The organism is Endozoicomonas sp. 2B-B (assembly GCF_053470045.1).
Genome location: NZ_JBLZMU010000001.1, coordinates 5,779,413 through 5,801,503, shown reverse-complemented (window position 1 = coordinate 5,801,503; position 22,091 = coordinate 5,779,413). Strand labels below are relative to the sequence as shown.

Sequence of the window (22,091 nt, the reverse complement as noted above, 5' to 3'; positions counted from 1 at the left end):
GCACCTGACCAGGTTCTTAAGTTTTCTTGTCGATGATTTTTTTAATGATTCGAGACACAGCCACAAAGCCAAACGTAGCCGTCACAACAGTGGTGGCGCCAAAACCACTGGCACAATCCATTTTTGTGGAACCCATATCAGAAGGCTTCTGCTGACACACTGTGCCATCGGGCTGAGGATAAACGGCCTGTTCTGAAGAAAAGACACAATCGACAGCAAACTTCCGTTTGCTGTTTTTAGTAAAGCCGTGGAAATCTCTCAGATGGTTTCTGACTTTTTTTGCCAGGGGGTCGTGCCAGGTTTTGGTGAGATCGGCAATCTGTATGAGAGTAGGATCGACCTGACCACCGGCCCCACCGGTTGTGATGACAGGAATCTTGTTTCTCTTGCAGTGATGAATCAGGGCGGCCTTGATTCTGAAACTGTCTATGGCATCCAGCACATAATCAAAGTCCGGACTGATCAGTTCAGATACATTTTCGGTCGTTACAAAGTTTTCAATAACATGGCACTGGCAGTCCGGATTTATGGACTGAATGCGGCTGGCCATCACTTCACATTTGGACTGGCCAATGGTTTCAGTGGTGGCATGAAGCTGACGATTGATGTTAGTGACACAGACATCATCCAGATCGATCAGAGTAATAGTCCCTACTCCGCTTCTGGCCAGAGCCTCTGCTGCCCATGAGCCGACTCCGCCAATGCCTGTGACGCAGACATGAGATTGTCTCAGTCGGTCTACAGCATCGTTGCCATAGAGCCTGCGGCTTCCTCCAAAACGGGCGTTATAGCCATTGGTTGAGTTTTCTGAAGCAACTGTCATAGAGAGTCCGGGAGCTTTTCAGGCATTTTCAGGTCAGGAGTTCGGGCGCAGGATTATAATACTGACATCCTCACTTGTCATGAAGCCTGTTGGCCTGGATGTATCCGATGACTGAAGTATTGCAATCTCTGGTGGGGGATATTGGTGGTACCAATGCCCGCTTTGCCCTGGTGAATCCTGACAGTCTGGTGCTGGAAGGCATTCAGATGATGTCGAGTATTGATTATTCCGATCTGGAAGATGCCGTTCGGCTCTACCTGAAAAATCAGCGGGTTAAAACCATTGCCAGGGCCTGTCTTGCTGTTGCAGGCCCGGTCGTGGGTGGAAAGGTAAGTTTCACCAACAGCCACTGGAAAATTGATCAGCAACAGTTCAAACAAGACTTTGAGTTGGAAGTGATGGCGCTGATCAATGATTTTGCCGCACAGGCTCTGGCGGTCCCTCACCTTCCTGCAAACGAACTCATGTCTGTAGGGCCTGAGCTGGACTTTGATCCTGATGCCGTCAAGCTGGTAATTGGTCCCGGAACCGGTCTGGGGCTTTGTGGATTGATCGAAACGCCTGTGGGTTGGCAAGCTTTGCCCGGAGAAGGGGGCAATGCCGACTTTGCGCCTTCTACTGAACGAGATATCAGTGTCTGGCGATTTATCCGAAAGGAAGTTGGGGGCTTGCTGGGGATTGAGAGAATACTTTCTGGCTCAGGTCTGGAATTACTATATGAAGCGCACTCGAGTCTGGATGGTCGGATGGATAAACTGCGGGCGGCAGATATTACGGTTCAGGCTCTGGAAGAACAGGATTCTCTCGCTAACGAAGTGCTGGATCACTTTTTTGAGATTCTGGGTAATACCGCCGGAAATGCTGCACTGGTTCTGGGAGCAAGGGGCGGTGTCTATATTGCGGGTGGCATTATCCCGAGAGTGAAAACGCTGTTTGCCAGAGGAACATTCCGGAAAGCCTTTGAGAACAGAGACAAGATGAAAGACTACATGTCAGGCATACCAACATGGCTCATATTGTCTGAAAATCCCGGGTTAACCGGAGCGGCGGCCTATTTGAACCGTTCAGGTCATTATTAAAGTCAGCTGTCTTCTAAAAGTATCCCCAGAGGCTGTGGATAAGTCTGGGATTAACCTTTGGGTGGTTTCCCAAACTTCAGGGAAGTAACAAACTGCAAATAAGTGGTTAAAAAATGATCAGTGAACACGGAAGGATCATCGTCCAGATAGGCTTCGGCCAGGAATTCAGCAATTTCATTGTCCTGCAGCATTTCTAGAGGGTTTATATTTGCCCCTGACGGGGCTACGGCTCATGAGTACTCAGCCATACGGAATCGAATATTTCTGGCTTATTGGGCAGGTGCTCTGCAAGGCGCAACGACGGGAACATAGCAAGCTATGTGACCAGAGTTGCAACGCATCACGACTGCATGGATGCAGGAGCTAGAGCAACGCAGGAGCAGTTGCCGCGAGTGCCTGAACAATGAGTCAGAAAATATGATTTCGTATGGTTGAGTAGTTATATGTCAGTTGATGTAACTATAGGGTTAGGCTATTCAGGAAACTAATAAGCATTCAAACAATCAAAAGTTATAACTTGAGAGTTTAAGAAGGAAGAATGCAGCATGTTTGGAACAATTGGTCAAAGTGTTGGGACGTATCAATATCCTGGTTGTGGGCTTGGAGGAGCAGACCTTATATCAATGAGTATAAAGCCTGATCGATACTCCTTAGAAGTATGGAAAGAAACTTTGAATAAAATAAATCCTAATATTTCTGATAATCTGGGAATCAGTCCACTGATGTATGTAATATGGGCGGCAGATGATGACTTTATGGATAAAGCTCATTCTGAAAAGATAGCAACTATTATTGAACTTTTTATTAAGAAAGGGGCTGATTGCAATCCACAAAATGGTGCTGATGACACTCCGCTGCTACTACTTTGCTCAAAAAGATGGGGTGACTTTCCACAGCTCTTAGAATTAGCACTTGAACAAATAATAAATAATGGAACTGAAGCTGACTCTATTATGGTTCGTGGCAAACCTCTACTTTTGACTATGTCAACATTTCCAGAGTATTATTCAACAATGGCATGGGAAACTTTGTTGCAAAAAGGGCTAAACCCTAATGTTTCTGATGATGTAGGAAGCCCGTTGACCTATGTGATAACAAGGGAATCCATGAATGACGTTATTAATCAAAAGCTAGCAACTATTATTGAACTGTTGATTAATAATGGGGCAGATTGCTATCAAGTAATTGGCTCTGGTGAAACTCCGTTACAACTACTTTGTTCAAAAAAATGGGATGACTTTCCAAAGCTCAGAGAAATTGCACTTGAACAAACAATAAATAAAGGAATTGAACCTGACTCTATTATGGCTTGTGGCAAACCTCTACTTTTAGCTATGTCAAAATATCCAGATTATTATTCTTCAATGGCATGGAAAACTTTGTTGCACAAAGGGCTAGACCCTAATGTTTCTGACGATTCAGGAATGAGCCCATTGATTAATGTAATAAAAAGTAAATCTTTGGATAAGATTTCTTCTGAAAATCTAGCAACTATTATTGAACTGTTGATTAAGAATGGGGCAGATTGCAATCAAGAAAGTGGCTCTGGTGAAACTCCGCTACAACTACTTTGCTCAAAAAAATGGGATTACTTTACAAAGCTTAGAGAATCTGCACTTGAACAAATAATAAATAATGGAATTGAACTTGACTCTATTATGGTTGATCTCCAATCTCTACTTTTAGCGATGTCAAGATATCCAGGGTTATATTCTTTAAAGGCATGGAAAACTTTGTTGCACAAAGGGCTGGACCCTAATGTTTCTGACGATGCAGGAACGAGCCCATTGATTAAAGTAATAAAAAGTAATTCTTCGGATAAAGTTATTTTTGAAAAGCTGGCAACTATTATTGAACTTTTGATTAAGAGTGGGGCAGATTGCTATCAAAAAGATAGGGTTCGTGACAATGCGCTAGAACTACTTTTTTTAAAAAAATGGGATAACTTTCCACAGCTCAGAGAGCTTGCATTAGAACAAATAATAAATAATGGAATTGAACCTGAGTCTCTTAAGGTTAAAGGCGAACCTCTACTTTTAGCTATGTCAAAATCTCCAATAAAGTATTCTAAGTTAGCTCTTAGAAGCGTTTTCAGATATGGAGTTCTCCCTGTTTTAGAAGAAAATGAATTAGAAGGGCCTACAGAAAAAAAACCAAAATTGAAGTGTTATTTTAACGATACGTTAGAAAAGCACAAAGCCCATTTTTGTCTTCGCCCTCTTGAATATCGCTGCATTTGTGCTGTAGATAGACATTCAAAAGGACAGGAATTGACAATGCTTCCGAAAAGCATTCAGAAAGATATTAAACACTTATTTCATTCATGAGTTCATTTTTTACGAAATGGTGACTTTCAATTGCGGCCACCACGGCCCGCTGGTGACAGAAGAGCTTGATTCGCTTTAAGCGGAAACGCAGCTGGGAAGTTTTAATGGACTTTTTACTTATGAGCATTGGTTTAGCTTCAAATTCGCACAGCATGGACACAAAGTACCGGCTTGCACGATCTTTGCTGATGGTGATACTGGAAGGCTATAGAAGGCAGCTCCGGATTGCCGGACCATCGACTCCAGCGGATACTCAGTGGCTCTTATCAAGCTGTTTGTCTTTTGAATGCAGTGACAGGTCTCACAGTCTTCGACTCCTCGTTATACCGGTTCCTGGTATCCCATAGGTCGCAGGCATGCTGGATATTAAGCCAGAACTCGGGCGTATTACTTAAAGCCGCCGCCAGTTTGATGGCCAGTGGTGCTGTCAGCACCGTCCTGTCATTCAGAATATTGCTGACAGTATTTCTGTGAACGCCCATGGCTTCAGCCAGATCAATAATCTTCAGTTCCATCGGCTCCATGAATTCCATCCTCAACATGTCGCCTACGGATACAGGTCTTCTCTTGGTTGCTCTCATAGTCTTATCCCTTATACATGTGTGGATCAAGATACGTGTCTACAGCCACGCCATCAATCCATTTGAATACCAGGCGGTATTGCCTGTTGACCCGGATTGAACACCATTCGCTGAGGTTGTTGGTCAAATGTTCAAACCGGTTTCCCGGAGGTATCCTTAAGTCCGATTCTTTGCAAGCTCCATCCAGGATTTGTATTTTCCTGAATAGCGCTGATTCAAGCTTCTTTGGTATCCGTTTGTCCTGCCTGTCATCTTCATAAAAGGACTCTAGCCACTTATCTCTGAACTCAACAGACATACATGCCCTTTACGCATAATATTGTTGTGCATTAAAGGTAAACATATGCACAATATGATTGTGCGTCAAGTGCGGTATGCTCAATCAAGCCCATCTTCAGGTCAAGAATCCCGGAAGGCTATATGGGCATGATAAAAAAAAAAAAAAAAATAAGACACCCATAAATTTGCTTTACCATCCACCTGGTCTACTTTTTCACCCATCACTGATTTTTTACCCAGACAGGTGAGACCATGGCTCAGGCCCGCAATACTCTGATTGACCCCGGCTCAACGCCCTATTACCACTGCATGGCAAGATGTGTTCGTCAGGCTTACCTCTGTGGAGAGAACCACCTGACTGGCAAGAACTACGAGCATCGCCGCCAGTGGGTGGTGGATAAACTTCGGGAACTGGTTTCAGTCTTCGCTATAGAAGTCTGCGCTTACGCTGTCATGTCGAACCATTACCACGTGGTTTTGCACATCAATCAGTCATCTGCCAGAGGCTGGTCACGGAATGAGGTGCTTCATCGTTGGACGACCTTGTTCAGAGGTCCGCTCCTGGTGCAAAGGCATCTGGCCGCTGACAAACCAGGCAGCGCTGAGTTGGCTCGTATTGATGAATATGCTGAGGAATACCGGCGTCGTTTAACGGATATTAGCTGGTTTATGCGCTGTCTGAATGAGCATCTTGCTCGTGAGGCCAATAAAGAAGACGAGTGTAAAGGACGCTTCTGGGAAGGACGCTTTAAAAGCCAGGCATTGCTGGACGAAGCAGCGTTACTGACTTGCATGACCTATGTTGACTTGAATCCGATTCGGGCTGGAAAGGTAGAAAGACCGGAAGAGTCAGACTACACGTCGATTCAGGAACGCGTGGAGCAGGTTACACATTCTGAGACTAAAAAACAGCCGTTGACCCTGAAACCTTTTTGTTTGCAGGGCCAGAATAGGGAGGTTGCCCTTCCCTACCTTCTTCACGACTATCTGGAACTGGTTGACTGGAGTGGCCGCATTGTCAGGACAGATAAGAAAGGTTCCATCCCGTCGTATATCCCTCCTATTCTTCAAAGACTGGAAATTGATCCGGATGAGTGGTTGAAAACCATGCAATGGAATAATCGTTTTTATCGGGCAGTTGGTCGTCTGGAGGCAATGAAGACTTATGCACTTGAAGCCGGACAAAAGTGGCTTCGAGGTTTAAACGCGTGCAGTCGTTTGTACCTGACAGGTTAGCGTAGAAGTCTGTCAAGGCGTCAAAGACCCTCTCTTTATCTCTCTTCGACTTATCTCGGAATGAATTTGCATTGTCTGAATTATGGCTTGAACAGCTTCTGTTCGTTGGATGGCGCTTTGTGGCTCGTTGATACGCTGGTTGAAGATAGATTTTCTGATCCTTTTTGGGGGTGGAGTTTTTGAATGTCTTATTTTTTGTGGGTGTCTTATATTTTGATATTTTTGTTTTCCCTGAAGAGCCATTTTTTATGGGTGTCTTATATTTATATTCTGAAGAGCCATTTTTTATGGGTGTCTTATATTTTTATTTTTTTATATTTTTGTCTTATTGTTATATTTCTTATTTGGGTGTCTTATATTTAATATTTATTGGGTGTCTTATATTTATTATATTTAGTTATTATATTTAGTTATCGGGTATAAGTTTATTATTCAAGGCTGGAGATATGCGTTAAACACAAGAAAAAATAAGGCCACCTCAATGCAGCCTTATTTTGGTTATAAGAGTTACCGATTAAACCATTACCACCAAGCTTCAAAATGCACGCCGTATGTCCAGCCGTCGGTTTCAGCGCCAAAGGTTCTTATGATTTGAGTCGCAGAGGTGCCTGTATCGAAATATCCCAAACCGGCAGCACTATAACACTCATCTGCAGAGTAGGTAGCGGTGCACTTGGCGTCTTTATCAGTCTCTGTTGGAAGTTTCCAGTCGTCTTCAATCCCATCCCATTTGGCATAGGTGGCAAACACTCTGATAACGGGTCTGACAAACGCTCCAAACTTTGGATGGAACTGCTGAGCTATAGTAAATTTGGTCACTTGACTATCAAAGCCCTGACCTTTACCACCGTTTAAAGAGCTATCATAAAAGGCATTTTCTACTTTGTCCCAACCCAGCTCAATTGCAGTACTAGTGATTTCAGTCCATTTCCAGATGGGTCTGATACCTGCAGTTATCCAAGTTCTTTTGTCAGGCAAGGAGAGGGGGTCATCGGGCAACCCACTCAGTCTTTGAGCTTCTTCGTCGTATTCGACCTGAGTCCATGCTGCAACGTACATGATGTCCATCTGGTCACTCAGAGAGAACGAGCCATGATCAAGTACCCTGAAGAGCTTGTTACCTTTGTACCATTCTGCTGAGACAATATCTCGTCCGGTTGAGCCAACACCTGGACCCGTCATGCCATCACTAGCGTATTGCACTGCAAACTTGTTAAAGCCATCCAGAACCTCCCAAGTCAACTCAGCTGTAAGCATCCATCCGTCCTTATCAAGGGCCTCCTTGTTTTCATACTTGTCAGGAGGATTTCCCTTCCCGTAGTCAATTCCCAGTTCAAGGCTGAGATTATCCATTAGTCTCAAATCCTTTAGTCTGAGATCTATGACATCGGTTTCAACAGCTTGCTTTTCGTAAGACCCACTGCTGTCAAAATATTCAACGGTGGGTGTATGTCTTAGCCAAGCAATATCAAACTTGCCTATGCCAATATCGATATCCTGAATACCGGCCCCAGGGCCAGAAACATCCCAGTAGTACCAGTCATTCATATGAACATCATGCCTCTGGTAAAAGCGCTTGCCGGCCCAGAGCATAGCTTCAGGCATACCTTCAATGATATTCCTAGCTTGTAAGTTGACTTCCCTCAGGGCAAACTCATTGTTGCCATAATAATCGTCACCCATTCCGGGCATTTCCCAGTCATTGTTTTGGTAAACCTTGTAGGCGATATTGGTATCCAGCCTGAACGAGGTATTATTATCATTAGACAACTCAGCACCAAACTTCAGCTCGGTATAGGTCTCACACTCATTACCCAAGCGGTACTTGGCGGGTGCCCCAGCCGCTTTAAAGCAGGCCTGATCTCCTCCTTCTGCTGAACGACCTACGCCAGAGCGGGCATAGCCGTGAAAATCAACGTTAACTTCTTCAAAGGCCCAGGAAAGTGCAGGGAGGGAAGCGAGAGAAATAACCCCAATACTGCGACCCAGAGCAGACAGAGTACTCTGTATCTGAATCATTGCTATTTACCTTGTGTGTGTACGACAGTTGACCAGAGCTAACCGTTGGCTAAGTTGCTCTGGCCTGTTGCCATGAAGATGCGGTTTCCCAAGATCCTGAAGCCATCACATACTCATGGCGGCTTGAGTAAATAAACCGAATGACTTTGAGAATTATGTTTTCGGCATACCCGTAGAAAATCTAGACCAGAGATTCGCAATCAGCAAAGTAAACAGGAAAAAATAGCAGATAATAGAGTTTTTTATCCTGTCTGACACAAATACGACTATGTTTGCAGACAGGCTCCCAGAGCCTGTGCGGCAATACTGTTACTGATAGTGAAAAAATGCTGCAATTTTTTGTTGATCGTGAATTCAGGTATACAGTTTATGATTTTGTCGAGAGGTATCAGAACAGTTGGCAATTCAGGCGGCCAAATTATCGCAGCATTAAGAAGATCTTATAAACGACGGGATGTGTTTGGAGTGCGGAAAAAACAGATTCTTTCGCTGTGTATTATTGTCCCTGTGATAACCCTGACGGGCTGTACTTTTTTCAATAGCCGCGAAGAGATAGTCAGGCAGCCAGGCTCAGAAGGCAAAGTGTACAACTCGGTTAAACATATTACCTGTCAGCCAATCAGTTATCCCGGCGATAAAAAAAAGACTAACGTTGTCGTTAATGACTTTACTTCAAGGTTAAAACAATCCACCGGAGAGACTCCGGTACTGGCTTTCAGTCTGCCGCCAACGGGTATTCATAAAGTGAGTATTAACAGCTACGTGGTCAAGGATGGCGACAAAGAACAGCTGTTCTATCCGGCTGTTGCACTTCTGGATCAGTCGCACAATATCATAGCCCATATACCTGAAAGTCAGATCAAGTACAAAAAGCCCGGGTTTACCAGTCCTGAAAGTATTGAAGCCCAATTCGTCATCGATAATGACAAACGTTCCAATGAGGAAGCTGTTTGTATGCTTATCTACACCACCGATGAACTGAGGAAAGGAAGAACTACTTTGATGAATGAGGCCAAGACATATGCCAGAGCTTACGGTGTTGTAGCTCCGCCAGTTTCAGATCCTGTAGCCATTCATGGAAACAAAGGGCATCTGGCCATCAGTATAAAAAGTTCAGAGGTGGCTTATGCTTCAACGACCATTGCTCCTGTAGCTGTCTCTGCTACAGCACTTCCAAAAGCGGTACAGGACCCTTTTACAAAAGAAGTTCTGCAGTATTATGTTGATGCTGTTAATAAAGGCCTTAAGTCATGCGATATTGGATGGGCTCTTGTCTCAAGGGCTGAATTGGGCAGTATTGTCAGGGATACAGAGGAGTACTTTGTTGAACAGTATGGTAAGCCCGTTGATAAACTGAATGCCCCTAAAACTGATGTTAGAGTCGGTTATGGCGGGAAAGTCCTGTATCACTATCAATTACAAATATACGAGCACCTGAAGGCCGGTCAGGGAGCTGCGGCATTGAAGGTCATTGATCAGATCAAAGCTGCCTTGGATGAAGTGGATAAGCTTTTTGATTATAAGGCGACAGACAAACAGTTAATACTTGCAGCCTGTCGTTTCCTATTAAAGCGGCCGCATTCTGTTTTGCACTTTGATGGCGTTAAACTTAACCGCTCTTTCTAATCACCGTCATGTTGTTAAAAAACGACCGATTGGATTCATCAGCAAAAATATTTTCCAGAGTATCGGTCAACTTCCTGCGCCAGTTTGGATACTCTTCGCTGGTCCCGGGAATATTCACCGGGGAGTCAATTTGCAAAACCTCTTCCAGCTGAACCACGGTGATTTTTGAAGCTGTTTTAGTCAGGTAATAATGCACTTTTTCCATTAAGTCCCTTGAGTATCCCATGGTGGAAATATCGTGTGGGTTCATGCCTGCAGGAAACTCATGGATGCTCGAAAGTGTTTTCAGTAAAGCCAGCTTTTCCTTGTGTCTTGCCTCTTTCTCCAGCTGAGTCCGCTTTTGATCATAAATGCCCAGTTGCAGACGCAGATCCAGATCCAGACAATTCCACCAGGCCTTCAAAGGGGGGATGTCATGGTTGCTTATACAAGTCAAAGCCATGGGTTTATAGTCCAGAGGTGGCGTAAAATGATCACCAAGGCATTCAAAAAGAACCACTTCGTTGGAATAGAACAGGGCCGGTGGCAAAGTGGCCTGAATTTCAGGCGGAACTGTCCCGAGGTCTTCTCCGAATACCAGACACTGACGACGATGGCTCTCCAGTTTGATGATGCCGAGTAAGTCCTCAAGGGGATAACAGACATAGGCACCATAGTCAGCGGTTTTGCCCTTGGGGCACCACCAGAGTCTCAGTAGCCCCATGACGTGATCAATTCTCAAAGCCCCGCAATGGCTCATATTAGCCTGAACCATTTCAATAAAGGGCTGGTACTGCTGAGCCCTTAGCACCTGCGGATTAAAGGGAGGCAAACCCCAGTTCTGTCCCTGGGGAGCGACACCGTCCGGGGGCGCACCAACGCCTGCATCCAGACAATACAGGCTGCGATGACTCCAGACATCAGAGCCGCCACTGTCCACACCTACGGCCAAATCACGATAGATGCCCACCAGCATACCGGCTTCAATGGCCGCTTCCTGGGCTTTGGCCAGCTGATCTTCAGCCAGCCACTGTAAGTACATATAGTATTGAATGCGTTTTCGGTTATCGCTGGCAAACGCTTGAACGGCGCTGGATTCCGGGTTTTGGAACAAAGGCTCCCAGCATGGCCATCCCCAGTTATTGATGTTCAGCTTTTTGTAATGCTCATAAATAGCTTCATAGAGGGCATGTTGCTCCAGAGCCGGGCCACGGTTTCTGCAAAAATCCAGAAAAGCTTTTCCCCTTGAGCTTTCGGGGTTAAGGTGCTGTTGATAAAAGTGTTCAAACAGTGTGTTCAGAAAACCAAACTTCAGCCACGCTACCAGGCTGTAGTCTACGTATTCCTGATCTCTTGCCCGTTGCAGTTGTTCTTTGAACTCTGGCTCTTCAAATCGCTTCCGGGCTTCGTCACATTCCCTGAAGTCCGGCACTGCTGTGATATCGATATACAAGGGATTAATAAAGGTTCGACTTGATGGGCTGTAGGGGCTGGCATGAAGAGGGTTGGCAGGGTAAAGGGCATGAATAGGATTCAGACCAATAACATCTGCGCCCTGCTCTGCCAGTTGAGTCGCCAACTGACTCAGGCTTGAAAAGTCACCCATACCCCAATCATGACGAGTTCGGAGTGTGTAAAGTTGGATTGCACTGCCCCATATCTTATTGCCACTGCCCAGTCCTTCAGGTTCGTAACAGGTTTCAGGAGCAATAATTATCAGTGCACAGTCTTGCGTATTGTTACTTTGCAGCGAGAGCGGATGGTAACCAAGGGGCAAAGTATCCGGTAATTTGAACGTCAGGTGATGATAGATTTTACCCCCAAAATTGCAACTTTCCTCTATGGGCATATCGTCAGTATTCAGATTCAGTGAGTGGTGGCCAGCGGTTTCCAGTATTATTTCGCCTTTGAACAGCTGACCCAGCTGTTGATCTTCAAGGTGCAGACTGACCTGATAGGCTTGTCCCTGTGTGAAGACAGAAACGGGATGCAACAGTTGCTGCCACCTCTGTTGTTCAAAGTCTGTGATCGCCTGTTTTATCGCATCGTCAGATTCAACGTTCAATCCCATGGCGGCGAGAATTGGCAATTTGTATTCGATGGGGACGCTGACAGGCTCACCCGCCCAGTCACTGTATTCTCCAGAAACGCGATAGTACCCGGCCAGCTGTTCAATCAGATCAGGATCAGACATAACGCTCTCTCTTATCAGTCGTGGGCTGGCGCCTGGGTACGAGGAAAAGCCTTGCCCTCAGCGTTGAAGAGGTGACAAAACTGAACCGGAAGCTCAATTTTCATCTTGCTGCCTGCATCACGTTTTTTTGAGTCTTCTACCCGGACAATAAAGTTTTCACGAATGGTATCGTGGCTCATGTATATGTAAGATTCGGCGCCCAGACGCTCCAACGTCTCAACCTTGCCTTCGACAGCGTTGCCATTATCCGTTTCTGCCAGAGCATCTTCGGGTCGAATGCCCAGCACGACCCTGTCACCCTTTTTGGCATCCTGGCAGTCAACATTTGTCCGGAGTACTTCACCGGTGGTTAATTTGACTCGGGTTTCGCTGTTGCCGGTCTCTTCAATAAAACCGTCAAAGAAATTCATTTTGGGTGAACCGATAAATCCGGCAACGAACAGGTTGGCGGGTTGGTGATAAAGCTCCAATGGCTTGCCAACCTGCTCCAGGTTAGTTTTTGCCCCCTGAGCCAGAGGGCTCAGGACAACAATCTGGTCTGCCAGAGTCATGGCTTCAATCTGGTCATGGGTGACGTAGATAGACGTTGTTTGCAGACGGTTGTGGAGTCGGGCTATTTCCTGCCGCATCTGAACCCGGAGCGCGACATCGAGATTGGACAGCGGCTCATCAAACAAAAAGACCCTTGGTTGCTGCACGATGGAGCGGCCGATAGCCACCCTTTGTCGTTGACCTCCGGACATGGCTTTTGGCTTTCGATCCAGCAGGGCTTCCAGTTGGAGAATTCGGGCGGCTTCTTCAACCCGGCTTTTGATTAACGATTTATCGGCTCTTGCCAGCTTCAGACCAAAGGCCATATTTTCGGCCACCGACATGTGTGGATAAAGAGCGTATGACTGGAAGACCATGCCTACCCTGCGCTCGTTCGGTGGCCAGTCATTCACCTGCTCTCCGGCAATGTACATTTCTCCTTCAGTGATATCTTCAAGACCACAGACCATTCGAAGCAGAGTGGACTTACCGCAGCCAGAAGGCCCGATAAACGCAATGAATTCACCCTCTGCAATGTTCAGGTTGATATTCTTGAGAACCCAGGTCTTGCCCTGGTCATAGCTTTTGGAAATATTGACAAGCTTAACTTCAGCCATAAGGTTTTCCGTTTTTTATACGCTGAACCCGGCAGGCTAGCCTTTGACACCACCTGAAGTCAGACCACCGACAATCCAGCGCTGGCACAACAGGAAAATAATAGAGATGGGCAGACCTGACAGAACGGCTGCCGCAGCAAAGTCGCCCCAGAGATAATTCTGTGGATTCAGATATTGTCTCGAGCCAACCGCCAGCGTCAGATTATCCATGCTCTGCAAAAGCACTGAAGCAACGGGATATTCAGCAATATTGGTAATGAAAGCCAGAATAAAAACCACCGCCAGAATGGGTGTTGATAGCGGTAGCAACACAAAACGAAATGCCTGCCAGGGCGTTGCTCCGTCAATCGCTGCAGCTTCTTCGAGGGATGAATCAATGGTTTCGAAGTAGCCCTTGATTAACCAGATGTGCAGAGCCAGACCACCCAGATAGGCGACAGTTACCGAACCCAGAGTGTCCAGACCTAACCAGGGAACATAGTTGCCGATCTGCTCAAACAGGGAGTATATGGCAACCAGTGCCAGTACAGCTGGAAACATTTGCAGAATCATCATGGCAGTAAGCATGGATTCCTTGAATCGGAATCTCAGTCTGGCGAATGCGTAGGCGCCCGTGGTTGATAGTAGCAGGATCAACAGCGTGGAAATAAACGCTACTTTGATAGAGTTCCATAACCAGAGGAGAACAGGGAAGGGAGACTGGGTGATGGAGCCGTCGGCATTCTCCCAGGGAATACCAAAAGCCAGATACCAGTGTTCCAGACTGGGATTACTGGGTATCAGGTCGCCGGTAGCAAAGTTACCGGAACGAAAAGACACCGAAATAATCATCAGGAAGGGAAACATGATCAGGCAGAGAAAGAGAATCATAAAGATTCTGGCAGACCACACCCGGCATTTAAGGTTTCTTGGCTGTACAATCATAGTCGTTCACTCCAGTACCTGTTTAGTCGCTTTCAGGTTCACCCAGGCTATGATACCCACCATGATGAAGATGAAGGTGGCTATGGCAGAAGCCAGGCCGTAATCCTGCCCGTACTGGCCAAATGCGATCCGGAAGGTATAGCTCACCAGAATGTCGGTGGCACCTGCCGGAGTGCTGGCACCAATGATATTGGGAGCACCGTCAGTCAGCAGTGCAATCAGAACCAGGTTGTTGAAGTTGAATGCAAAACTGGCAATCAACAGCGGTGTCAGAGGCTTTATGATCATGGGCAAAGTGATGTTAAAGAAGTTCTGGATGGGAGAGGCGCCGTCTATTGCTGAAGCTTCATAAAGAGTATCTGGAATAGACTTCAACAGGCCTATGGCGAGAATCATCATGTAAGGATAACCCAGCCAGGTATTAACGATCAGGACCATGGTTTTTGCCAGATACTCGTTGCTGAACCATTCGGGTTGAACCCCAAAGAGCAGGTTTAGCAGCATATTGATCTCACCAAAATTCTGATTAAACAGGCCCCTGAAGATCAAAATAGAAATGAAGGCTGGCACTGCATAAGGAAGAATTAACAGCAGCCGGTACAAGTTATTACCTTTCAGGGGTTCCCACTGCACCAGACAGGCCATCAGCAACCCTACAGTCATGGTAAAGAGCACCGAGAGAGCTGCAAATACCAGGGTCCAGAGGAAAATTTTTAAGAAAGGACCCTGAATACCAGGATCTTTGAGCACCCGAACAAAATTATCCCAGCCGTTATAAACGACAAAGCCCGGTCTTACCTGCTTGCCCGCTGAATCAGGCTGCCCTTCAGGCACTTCGATATAATAGCCCGTTGTATGATCAGGCTTTAGCAGGTTGCCATTACGCGTGTCCTGCAGAGTGTCATTACCAATGTCACGGTAAATTTTTGACATGGGACCAAATTTTCTCAGGCTGGTCATTGTTAGCTCAGTCTTGTCAGGCAGTTCTACGTCCAGTTTTTTGAGGGTACTCCGTAGCTTTATGGTCTCCTTGAGGGGGAGCTCATTGCCTTCAGGAAGGTCCAGTGAAAAGTCAGCTTTCAATGGCACTGGAATGACGGTTTCGTTGAACGGCTGACTTATAAGGTACTTGTCTGTCTCCTTGTTACTGATAAACAGAACCCGGTAATCAGCCCCCTGCTGATAAACACTGAAATGATAGGACTCACCCTCTGTTTTATAGGTTTTGCCCAGATGCAGGATTTTTACGCGCTCCAAGGATAAAAGGTGGCTGGAACTGTAATTTGTGAATGCGACATATACCGTATAGATCAGGGGGAAAACTATAAATATCGATACACCCAGAATTGCAGGGAAAACATATCGGTAGTTGTAGCCATCAGCGCTTATGAACACCCAGGTGCCGACGCAGACAATCACCAGAATGATCAGGGCAAAAGCAAACTCTCCCTGAAAGTACATCAGGGCCACGCCATAGAGCAGCACAAGATCAATCATGCCAATCAACCCACATACCAACCAGGTCAATGGGCTCTTTGCTTTCTGATCAGCCTCCATAAAGTCGACTCCTGAAGCAGATTTAGCTCACATACTCTGATCCGGTGGGCTTGAAACTGCATAAATCACTCTCGAAATCACTTGTCGTATTTCACTGCATTGAGATAAGTAGAAGGGGATCTAGACAGCCTAGTTGACAATCTGCCTGGCTGCTTCATTGAGCGCATTCTTGTAGTCCTGTCTTCCGGAGGTAATGTTCATCAGAGCAGACTCCATGGCTGACCAGAATTTGCCCATTTCCGGTACATTGGGCATGAGCAAACCGTTGACGGCATTTTCGTAGGTAACCTTGATGCGAGGATCTTTTTCCAGTTCCTTCATGTAGCTTTTATTGACCACAGCACCCAGCGGAACATCGCTGTTCATAGTACGAAGACCGTCGTCTGTTAGCAGGTAGTTTTCAAGAAACTCTTTAGACAGGACTTTATTGGGACTGGCACTGTTCAAAGTGGCTCCCCAGACGCCAACAAATGCCTTGGAACGCTGGCCATTGACGCTGGGCAAAGCGGCCACACCATAATTCAGATCTTTGCCGTCGATTTTGGTTTTGTCCAGGTTTGACCAGGCCCAGGGGCCGGTAATCATCATGGCTGTCTGGCCCTTGTTGAAGCTGGACTCCATAACACCATAATCAACGCCTCTGGGCATAACGCCTTTGTCAATCAGCTCGGTCAGCATTTTGGCACCGGCCATGGCTCCGGCGTTATTGACTCCGGTGTCTTTGATATCATAACCAGTCGGTGTTTTTTTGAAGACATAGCCGCCATCTGCAGCAAGCATCGGCATAGTGAAGTAAGGCTGGATCTGATCCCACATAATGGTAGTAACTTTGCGTTTGGCCAGTTTGTCTTTAAGAGGAAACATTTCCTCAAATGAGCCGGGAGGCTCTGGCAACAGATCCTTGTTGTAGATCAGGCTGATAGCCTCCATAGAGACAGGGTAACCATAGATCTTGCCGCTGACCGTCATCGCCTGCCAGCCCAGATCGTCAATCTTGCTTTTGAAATCCGCAGCTGGGTTTACAGGCGAAAGAAGACCGCTCTGGGCCCATTCACCGTATCGGTCATGGGCCCAGAAGAGAATGTCTGGTCCACCACCGGACGCTGCCGACTGTTGAAAACGATCGGTAATATTTTCCGGAATCTCAACTTTAATCTTGATGCCGGTGTCTTCCTCAAACTCCTTGCCGACTTCCCGGATACCATTGTAGGCCTTGTCACCGCCTACCCAGATCACCAGTTCATCATCCTCAAAGGAGAAGGCCTGGAAAGGGCTGAGGGCAGTCCCGAGAGTGATTGCAGCTGCAGCTATGGTTTTGCCAAGCGGAGTACCCAGTAATCTGATCATCAGTCAACGGCTCCTGATCAATTTAGCTATTCAGTTAAAGCGCAGCGGCCATTCGCAGTGATAAACCGCAGGCGCGTTCTGTAGGACAAGCTTCATACGCAACCGGACGTGAACCTCTCCGGTCAGCCTAATGATGATTCCCCTACATGGCTTGAAAGTTCGGTCGAGAGTGAAGATTCGCTTTCACAGACAGACCCATTGGGTTGCTGTCTGAGATGAAAGAAAAACTTATTCAATAATAGCGGCAGAATCGGAAGGTAATGATGATGTGGAGAAGAATTTTTCATCAAGGCAAGGTTTTAAGTACCTAACCAGTTGGTTTCGCATATTCTGGCCAGGTACTTATTCATAATTTTCTAAAAAAGCAAGTTAATATTATTTTTGAGAATTAAATCAAAATATACGACGATAGCTAATTAATTGAGGCGAAAAACGGAAGTCGCTTTCATCTCGTTCTGATGCTGGAGACAGGGAGCTGGGCTTAGTCCGGGATCCCTCGCTGGGGCCCAAAGGGCACGACAGCCTGGGAACCTGAGTTTTGCGATAGCCGCTCCAGCATAGGAACCAGTTACATCATTGTCGACGGTTAAGGCGCTCTTTTACTCTGGCAACTAAGCTATCAAAATCCTCTGAAGGTTCTGGATCTTCTGAATCAACTTTTATTGTAATGATGCCTGTTGGAAGTATGTCATCAGCCGTCTTGTTTTGTGCAAGAAATGCTTCTAATTCATTTTCTGAAATCAGTGACTGTAACCAGTCTACAGTTTCTATTTGACTACCTCCGGACCAAGGATCATGAATGACTAATTTATCACCCATAATGCCTATTAACAGGGCATAATGACCATAGAAGCGATTTTCTTGATACCTAAGAAGAATAGGTGTCTCGGCAATGAGTTCAGTTAAAGACTCAACTAATGCTTCTCTAGTGTATGAAGAATCAGGAAATTGCAACTCAGATAATTTGAAATTTGAACGAATAGACTCTTCGTAAAATTCTTCTAAGGGGAATCCTTTAAATATACTTCTCGGGTTAGTAGAAAGTGATTCAACTTTTTCTGGATTTATACTGGTAACAAATAATGGATCGTCACCATAAAACCTTCTGAGCATTTCTACACAGGCATCACCACAGAGATTAACATGCCCTTGATGAATGTACTTAACAGGATGAATGTGACTTTTGAGCTCTACACTCCTTCCTTTGAACTTTTTCTGCTCAGCTTCTAATTTTGTTGTGTCATTAGTAACATTAAAACTCCAAATTGCTCTGAGCGGTCCTCTTAGTTTCATATTTTATCCATTTTTTAGTTATCGAATTTTCAGGGGGTGTCGCAAAACTCTGGTTGCCACGCTTTCAGGCCCTGTAAGTCGAAGCGTGGGAACGGGTTGTTCTTTTTTTCGCTTCTTCTTGTCAGGTGTTTCATTCAGTGACTGAAGTGAGGGAGGTAAATCTCTTTTGTTTTCAATGCTGTGCACTGCGAATTCCTTTTCATGGGTTTTTTCTATTAAGTACTCAGCCATACGGAATCGAATATTTCTGGCTTATTGGGCAGGTGCTCTGCAAGGCGCAACGACGGGAGCATAGCAAGCTATGTGACCAGAGTTGCAACGCAGTCAGAGTGCCTGAACAATAAGTCAGAAAATATGATTTCGTATGGTTGAGTACTTACTAGTTGTATAGCAAAAACCTATGCACGGGACAAATTGCACAATGGAATGGACCGGGAAGCGATTCTCGCCATAATACTTAAAATGACTGCGGGGGAAGAATCCGGCTTTATGCCGCAGAGCTGGTATACCCCTGTTTACTGGTGCTACCTTTTCAGTATCTTCTTTGGCACCAGCATTTCCTTTTCTCCCGGGAAGCCATTGTTGTTAAAGTAGCGACGCTTCTCGCTGACCACAGCAATACCCCGTTTCTTCAGAACTTCGCGGGCGTCCTCCGAATGCAGTGTTTCCTGAATCAAGGTGCCCGGATTCATCCGAATACCTTCGTTCTTCAGCCGCTGCACCTCTTGCTCTATTGCCTGTTGTGTGGCCGGGCTTAGCAGCGACGGGTCATGTTCGTACTGCATCTTTTCCAGCAGCGTCATTCCGGCCGGAATCGTCACCTGCCCCAGATCATACCCGCTGTTATGAATACCATAAGTGATCCCTTTGTTCTGATCGGCCCTGCAGGCTTTGTGGCTGGGGTCTGAACAGGTAATAATTCCGGCCTCCTGAGCGATTTTACGGCGGACATTGTCATCAATAAACTGGTTCATTCTCTGCACTGGCTCAGTAGTCCATTCAAAGTTTTCAGAGATCTTTGAGCCATTGTCGATCAGACCGTAGACTTGGGTGTAGTTTTTTCTGCGCCGATCCAGGAGTTGCCAGGTTATTCGCGCCAGATCAGCCGCACCGTGCATGGCAGCTTCCAGATGACGTTGGAATTCACTCTTGTTGTCAGGCTCGGAGCTAAACTCTTTGGTCAGCTGCCAGGGTAAGTCAAGACGGTTTGCGTCAAAACCCAGAGGTCGAGTCATCGTTAATCCGGGAAAATTAGCCCCAACTCCGCAACCACGGATAACATCCATTCGGTCCGCAAAGCGTAATATGCGCAGATACCAGCGCACTCGCTCACAAAGGCTCTGCTCGTCTTGACCCTTGACATCGTTTTCCTTGCTGACTATCGCCTTTGCCATATCAGCCAGCAGCTGTTCAGGATAGTACCCGGCCAGATCCCGTTTGAAATATTCAGCTGAACTCGTTTCTTCTACTGATTTGTCGACATCTTCGGCAGCCGCGTCATGGTAGATGATCGCCAGAGAAAGGAGTTCTTTTTCTTGCGGGTGCAAGGAGCGTTGCTGAAATTTCTCCAGCAACTCCATATACCAGAGCCCATTATTCCTGGCCCGCAGAACATGACTGCAACTGTGCAGTGGTTTCCACACGGTTGGTATGGTCTGTCTGAAAAGGCTCTCTATCACCCGCTCTGGTCCCGGACGGCGGTAATAATGCTGCAATACCTTCAGGATGGTTTTTTCATTATCGCCGACATTGTCAGGCAGGACTGGCGGTTTACTGAACGCTTCCACCACAAACTGTAATGCCGCCGGTACTTCGGTTGTCAATGGTGTTGCCGATGCGCCGGTATCGTTCAGGCCGAGCGATTGTTTCAGCTCCTCAATTTCCCGCTGAGCCTGCCGGACATGCTCTGGCCAATTCTGGTAGAAAGGATATTTTTCCCGTTGATCCCGAAGGTTTTCAAGCCATTCGATATAACCATTCAGAGATAAATCTTCAATAATCTTCTTACCATTACCATATCTGCTCGCATGATAGACTTTAACGCGATTCAGAACGTCATTGTCCAGAGAAGCTTCGTAATGGAACAGGGCCAGTAAGAGGGACTGGAGGGTGTTGAGAGTTGGAGGATTAAAGTCAACCACATGGTGTATTATTAACTGTTCCAAAAAGCTTTGCCGCTGCTGTTGGGTGGTTTCCCGGCAGATTCGGTCAAATTCAATGACGTTTCCCGGGCAACCGGTTAAAGGTAGTCTCCGGAGATGATTCAGGGTCAGAAAATCAAATGGAGCAAAGGCAGGCAAAATATAGTTCATAATGCTCGGTGGTATTAATGGGTGTAAGCCATCATCCATATTGAAAATGGGTCGAAAATTCTTTTCCAGCCTTGCACCGCTCTGCAGAAGCAGCCGACATAAGCGGCAGGCTTCGTCCGCCTGTTTCTGGATTTGCTTGTGCATTGGCCGGTCGTTTCTGATCAATTCGGAAACCAGTAACATTCCAAGTAAAGATTCAACCCTTCCTTCATGAGAAAAAAACTGGTGAATTGGCAAGCCACTTTGTTTCAATTCCAGAAGCCTCTTATAACTGTAATGACAGGGATTATTTACCAGCTCGATGGCTTCTTGCAGTAGCTGCATGGTATCTGGATCAGCTGAGAGAGTTGATTTCGAACTCAGTGCCTTTGCCCGCAAAGGCATTGGCAGCAAATTCAGCATGGCTCTCAAATGCTCTGGGGCTAAGCCCTGTGAGAAGGCAAAATCATTCAGAGAATTCTCATTGCTGGCCAGGTGCGGACTTTCCAGCTCATCATCAAAATAGACCTCTACAGAACCTGTGCGGTGGCAATAAACAACCAGAGGCAAGGGGCCAAGCCCCAGTAAAATTTTACAATGATCCTTGTCCCAAAGGATATCGGAAATATTTATTTGTGCGTCCTTGTATACGCAAAAGCATTTGATGTCTTCCATGCGGTAGTTGGTGAGTACCAGTTCAGGGTACTTGCGAGGGTGAGATTTATCGCCGGATTTCAATTTTGGTAAACTGAACGTTCCGTCTTTTTGCAGATGTCCCGAGGTGAAACCAGGATAAACTCCCCAGACAACTTTATTGCTGCGCTCAAGAAGTGCGTCGTGCAGTGATTGCAGATCAGGCAGTTGTTTTACAAACCATTTATTCGCATCATAGCCCTTCTGCAGATAAAAGGTCTCGGCATTGCGTTTGTAGATATACAGGCACTGGGGGTTAACAATGCCTACCATCCATTTACCGAAACCATCTGGTATGGGCTCAGTGGGCATCATCTTCTCCGGCAGAGCGAGGGAGAAGGGTCTTGGTGCTCCCTTACCCGAAAAGTAATTTTTTTCTTTGGTGTATTGAATTCGCCGAAACGCCAGGCGTCCACTGGCAGCAGCTTCCTTCAGCTTCTGTCGCTCAGGCTCTCTGGAATGATGGGGTCGCAGCCTGCTGGTTGATTCGCAGACTGTCCATTGGCCAGAGGCCGTTGGCGACTGAGTGTCTAACTTTGTTGGAGGGCACAGGCTCTGAGAGGTTCCCGTTCCATGGGCAATATTCATGGCAATACTCCTTTAAGACTTATTACTTAACTATTTTCCTGAAGGTAAACTTTAGAGTCCTTGGAGTAACTATCTGGCAAAAAGTTCCATCAGGGTCCCAAAAAAGT

Annotated in this window: 15 protein-coding genes; 4 read left to right on the top strand and 11 right to left on the bottom strand. The window is 46.2% G+C overall.

The genetic code is table 11. The features are described 5' to 3' along the window. Nucleotides 1-16: 16 nt before the first annotated feature. Nucleotides 17-823: a tRNA cyclic N6-threonylcarbamoyladenosine(37) synthase TcdA gene (gene tcdA / locus ACOMHB_RS21390; RefSeq protein WP_448218127.1), complete on the bottom strand. Its 807-nt coding sequence runs from the start codon at nucleotides 821-823 to the stop codon at nucleotides 17-19. Between the two features lie 107 nt (nucleotides 824-930). Here tcdA and glk point away from each other — a divergent pair, with 107 nt between their 5' ends. Together glk and ACOMHB_RS21380 are read left to right on the top strand one after the other, a co-directional pair. Next, nucleotides 931-1,902: a glucokinase gene (gene glk / locus ACOMHB_RS21385; RefSeq protein ID WP_448218126.1), complete on the top strand. Its 972-nt coding sequence runs from the start codon at nucleotides 931-933 to the stop codon at nucleotides 1,900-1,902. A 545-nt stretch (nucleotides 1,903-2,447) separates the two neighbouring features. Beyond that, a complete protein-coding gene (locus ACOMHB_RS21380; protein ID WP_448218125.1) occupies nucleotides 2,448-4,229 on the top strand; it encodes an ankyrin repeat domain-containing protein in 1,782 nt (593 codons plus the stop codon). 266 nt (nucleotides 4,230-4,495) lie between these two features. On the opposite strand, the gene ACOMHB_RS21375 is transcribed toward ACOMHB_RS21380, so the two are convergent. Together ACOMHB_RS21375 and ACOMHB_RS21370 are read right to left on the bottom strand one after the other, a co-directional pair. Next, the gene (locus ACOMHB_RS21375) at nucleotides 4,496-4,810 is read right to left on the bottom strand and encodes a HigA family addiction module antitoxin (RefSeq protein ID WP_448218124.1); all 315 of its coding nucleotides are present in this window, start codon (nucleotides 4,808-4,810) and stop codon (nucleotides 4,496-4,498) included. A 4-nt stretch (nucleotides 4,811-4,814) separates the two neighbouring features. Continuing rightward, nucleotides 4,815-5,108, bottom strand: a complete 294-nt coding sequence (locus ACOMHB_RS21370; RefSeq protein ID WP_448218123.1) for a type II toxin-antitoxin system RelE/ParE family toxin — start codon at nucleotides 5,106-5,108, stop codon at nucleotides 4,815-4,817. Nucleotides 5,109-5,341: 233 nt separating this feature from the next. On the opposite strand from ACOMHB_RS21370, the gene ACOMHB_RS21365 reads away from it, so the two are divergent. Then, nucleotides 5,342-6,325 (top strand): transposase, encoded by a 984-nt coding sequence (locus ACOMHB_RS21365; protein ID WP_448218122.1) that lies wholly within the window; start codon nucleotides 5,342-5,344, stop codon nucleotides 6,323-6,325. Nucleotides 6,326-6,847: 522 nt separating this feature from the next. Here ACOMHB_RS21365 and lamB read toward each other — a convergent pair. Then, on the bottom strand, nucleotides 6,848-8,344 hold the full coding sequence (gene lamB / locus ACOMHB_RS21360; protein ID WP_448218121.1) for a maltoporin LamB: 1,497 nt from the start codon (nucleotides 8,342-8,344) through the stop codon (nucleotides 6,848-6,850). A gap of 369 nt (nucleotides 8,345-8,713) precedes the next feature. Here lamB and ACOMHB_RS21355 point away from each other — a divergent pair, with 369 nt between their 5' ends. Continuing rightward, entirely contained in the window at nucleotides 8,714-9,970 is a 1,257-nt protein-coding gene (locus ACOMHB_RS21355; RefSeq protein WP_448218120.1) for a MalM family protein, read from the top strand. Here the strand turns inward: ACOMHB_RS21355 and malQ are convergent. From malQ to ACOMHB_RS21320, 7 genes are all read right to left on the bottom strand, one after another. After that, nucleotides 9,954-12,143 (bottom strand): 4-alpha-glucanotransferase, encoded by a 2,190-nt coding sequence (gene malQ / locus ACOMHB_RS21350; RefSeq protein ID WP_448218119.1) that lies wholly within the window; start codon nucleotides 12,141-12,143, stop codon nucleotides 9,954-9,956. The two genes, ACOMHB_RS21355 and malQ, sit on opposite strands and share 17 nt — an antisense overlap. Before the next feature lie 14 nt (nucleotides 12,144-12,157). Then, nucleotides 12,158-13,291, bottom strand: coding sequence for an ABC transporter ATP-binding protein (locus ACOMHB_RS21345; RefSeq protein ID WP_422135128.1), 1,134 nt, complete (start codon nucleotides 13,289-13,291; stop codon nucleotides 12,158-12,160). Between the two features lie 36 nt (nucleotides 13,292-13,327). Then, a complete protein-coding gene (gene malG, locus ACOMHB_RS21340; RefSeq protein WP_448218118.1) occupies nucleotides 13,328-14,215 on the bottom strand; it encodes a maltose ABC transporter permease MalG in 888 nt (295 codons plus the stop codon). A 6-nt stretch (nucleotides 14,216-14,221) separates the two neighbouring features. After that, nucleotides 14,222-15,772, bottom strand: coding sequence for a maltose ABC transporter permease MalF (malF, locus tag ACOMHB_RS21335; RefSeq protein WP_448218117.1), 1,551 nt, complete (start codon nucleotides 15,770-15,772; stop codon nucleotides 14,222-14,224). A gap of 129 nt (nucleotides 15,773-15,901) precedes the next feature. After that, nucleotides 15,902-17,119 carry a maltose/maltodextrin ABC transporter substrate-binding protein MalE gene (gene malE / locus ACOMHB_RS21330; protein WP_448218116.1) on the bottom strand — a complete coding sequence of 406 codons (1,218 nt, stop codon included), beginning with the start codon at nucleotides 17,117-17,119 and terminating at the stop codon, nucleotides 15,902-15,904. A 573-nt stretch (nucleotides 17,120-17,692) separates the two neighbouring features. After that, nucleotides 17,693-18,412 (bottom strand): C39 family peptidase, encoded by a 720-nt coding sequence (locus ACOMHB_RS21325; RefSeq protein WP_448218115.1) that lies wholly within the window; start codon nucleotides 18,410-18,412, stop codon nucleotides 17,693-17,695. A 524-nt stretch (nucleotides 18,413-18,936) separates the two neighbouring features. Next, entirely contained in the window at nucleotides 18,937-21,984 is a 3,048-nt protein-coding gene (locus ACOMHB_RS21320; RefSeq protein WP_448218114.1) for a hypothetical protein, read from the bottom strand. Nucleotides 21,985-22,091 lie beyond the last annotated feature (107 nt).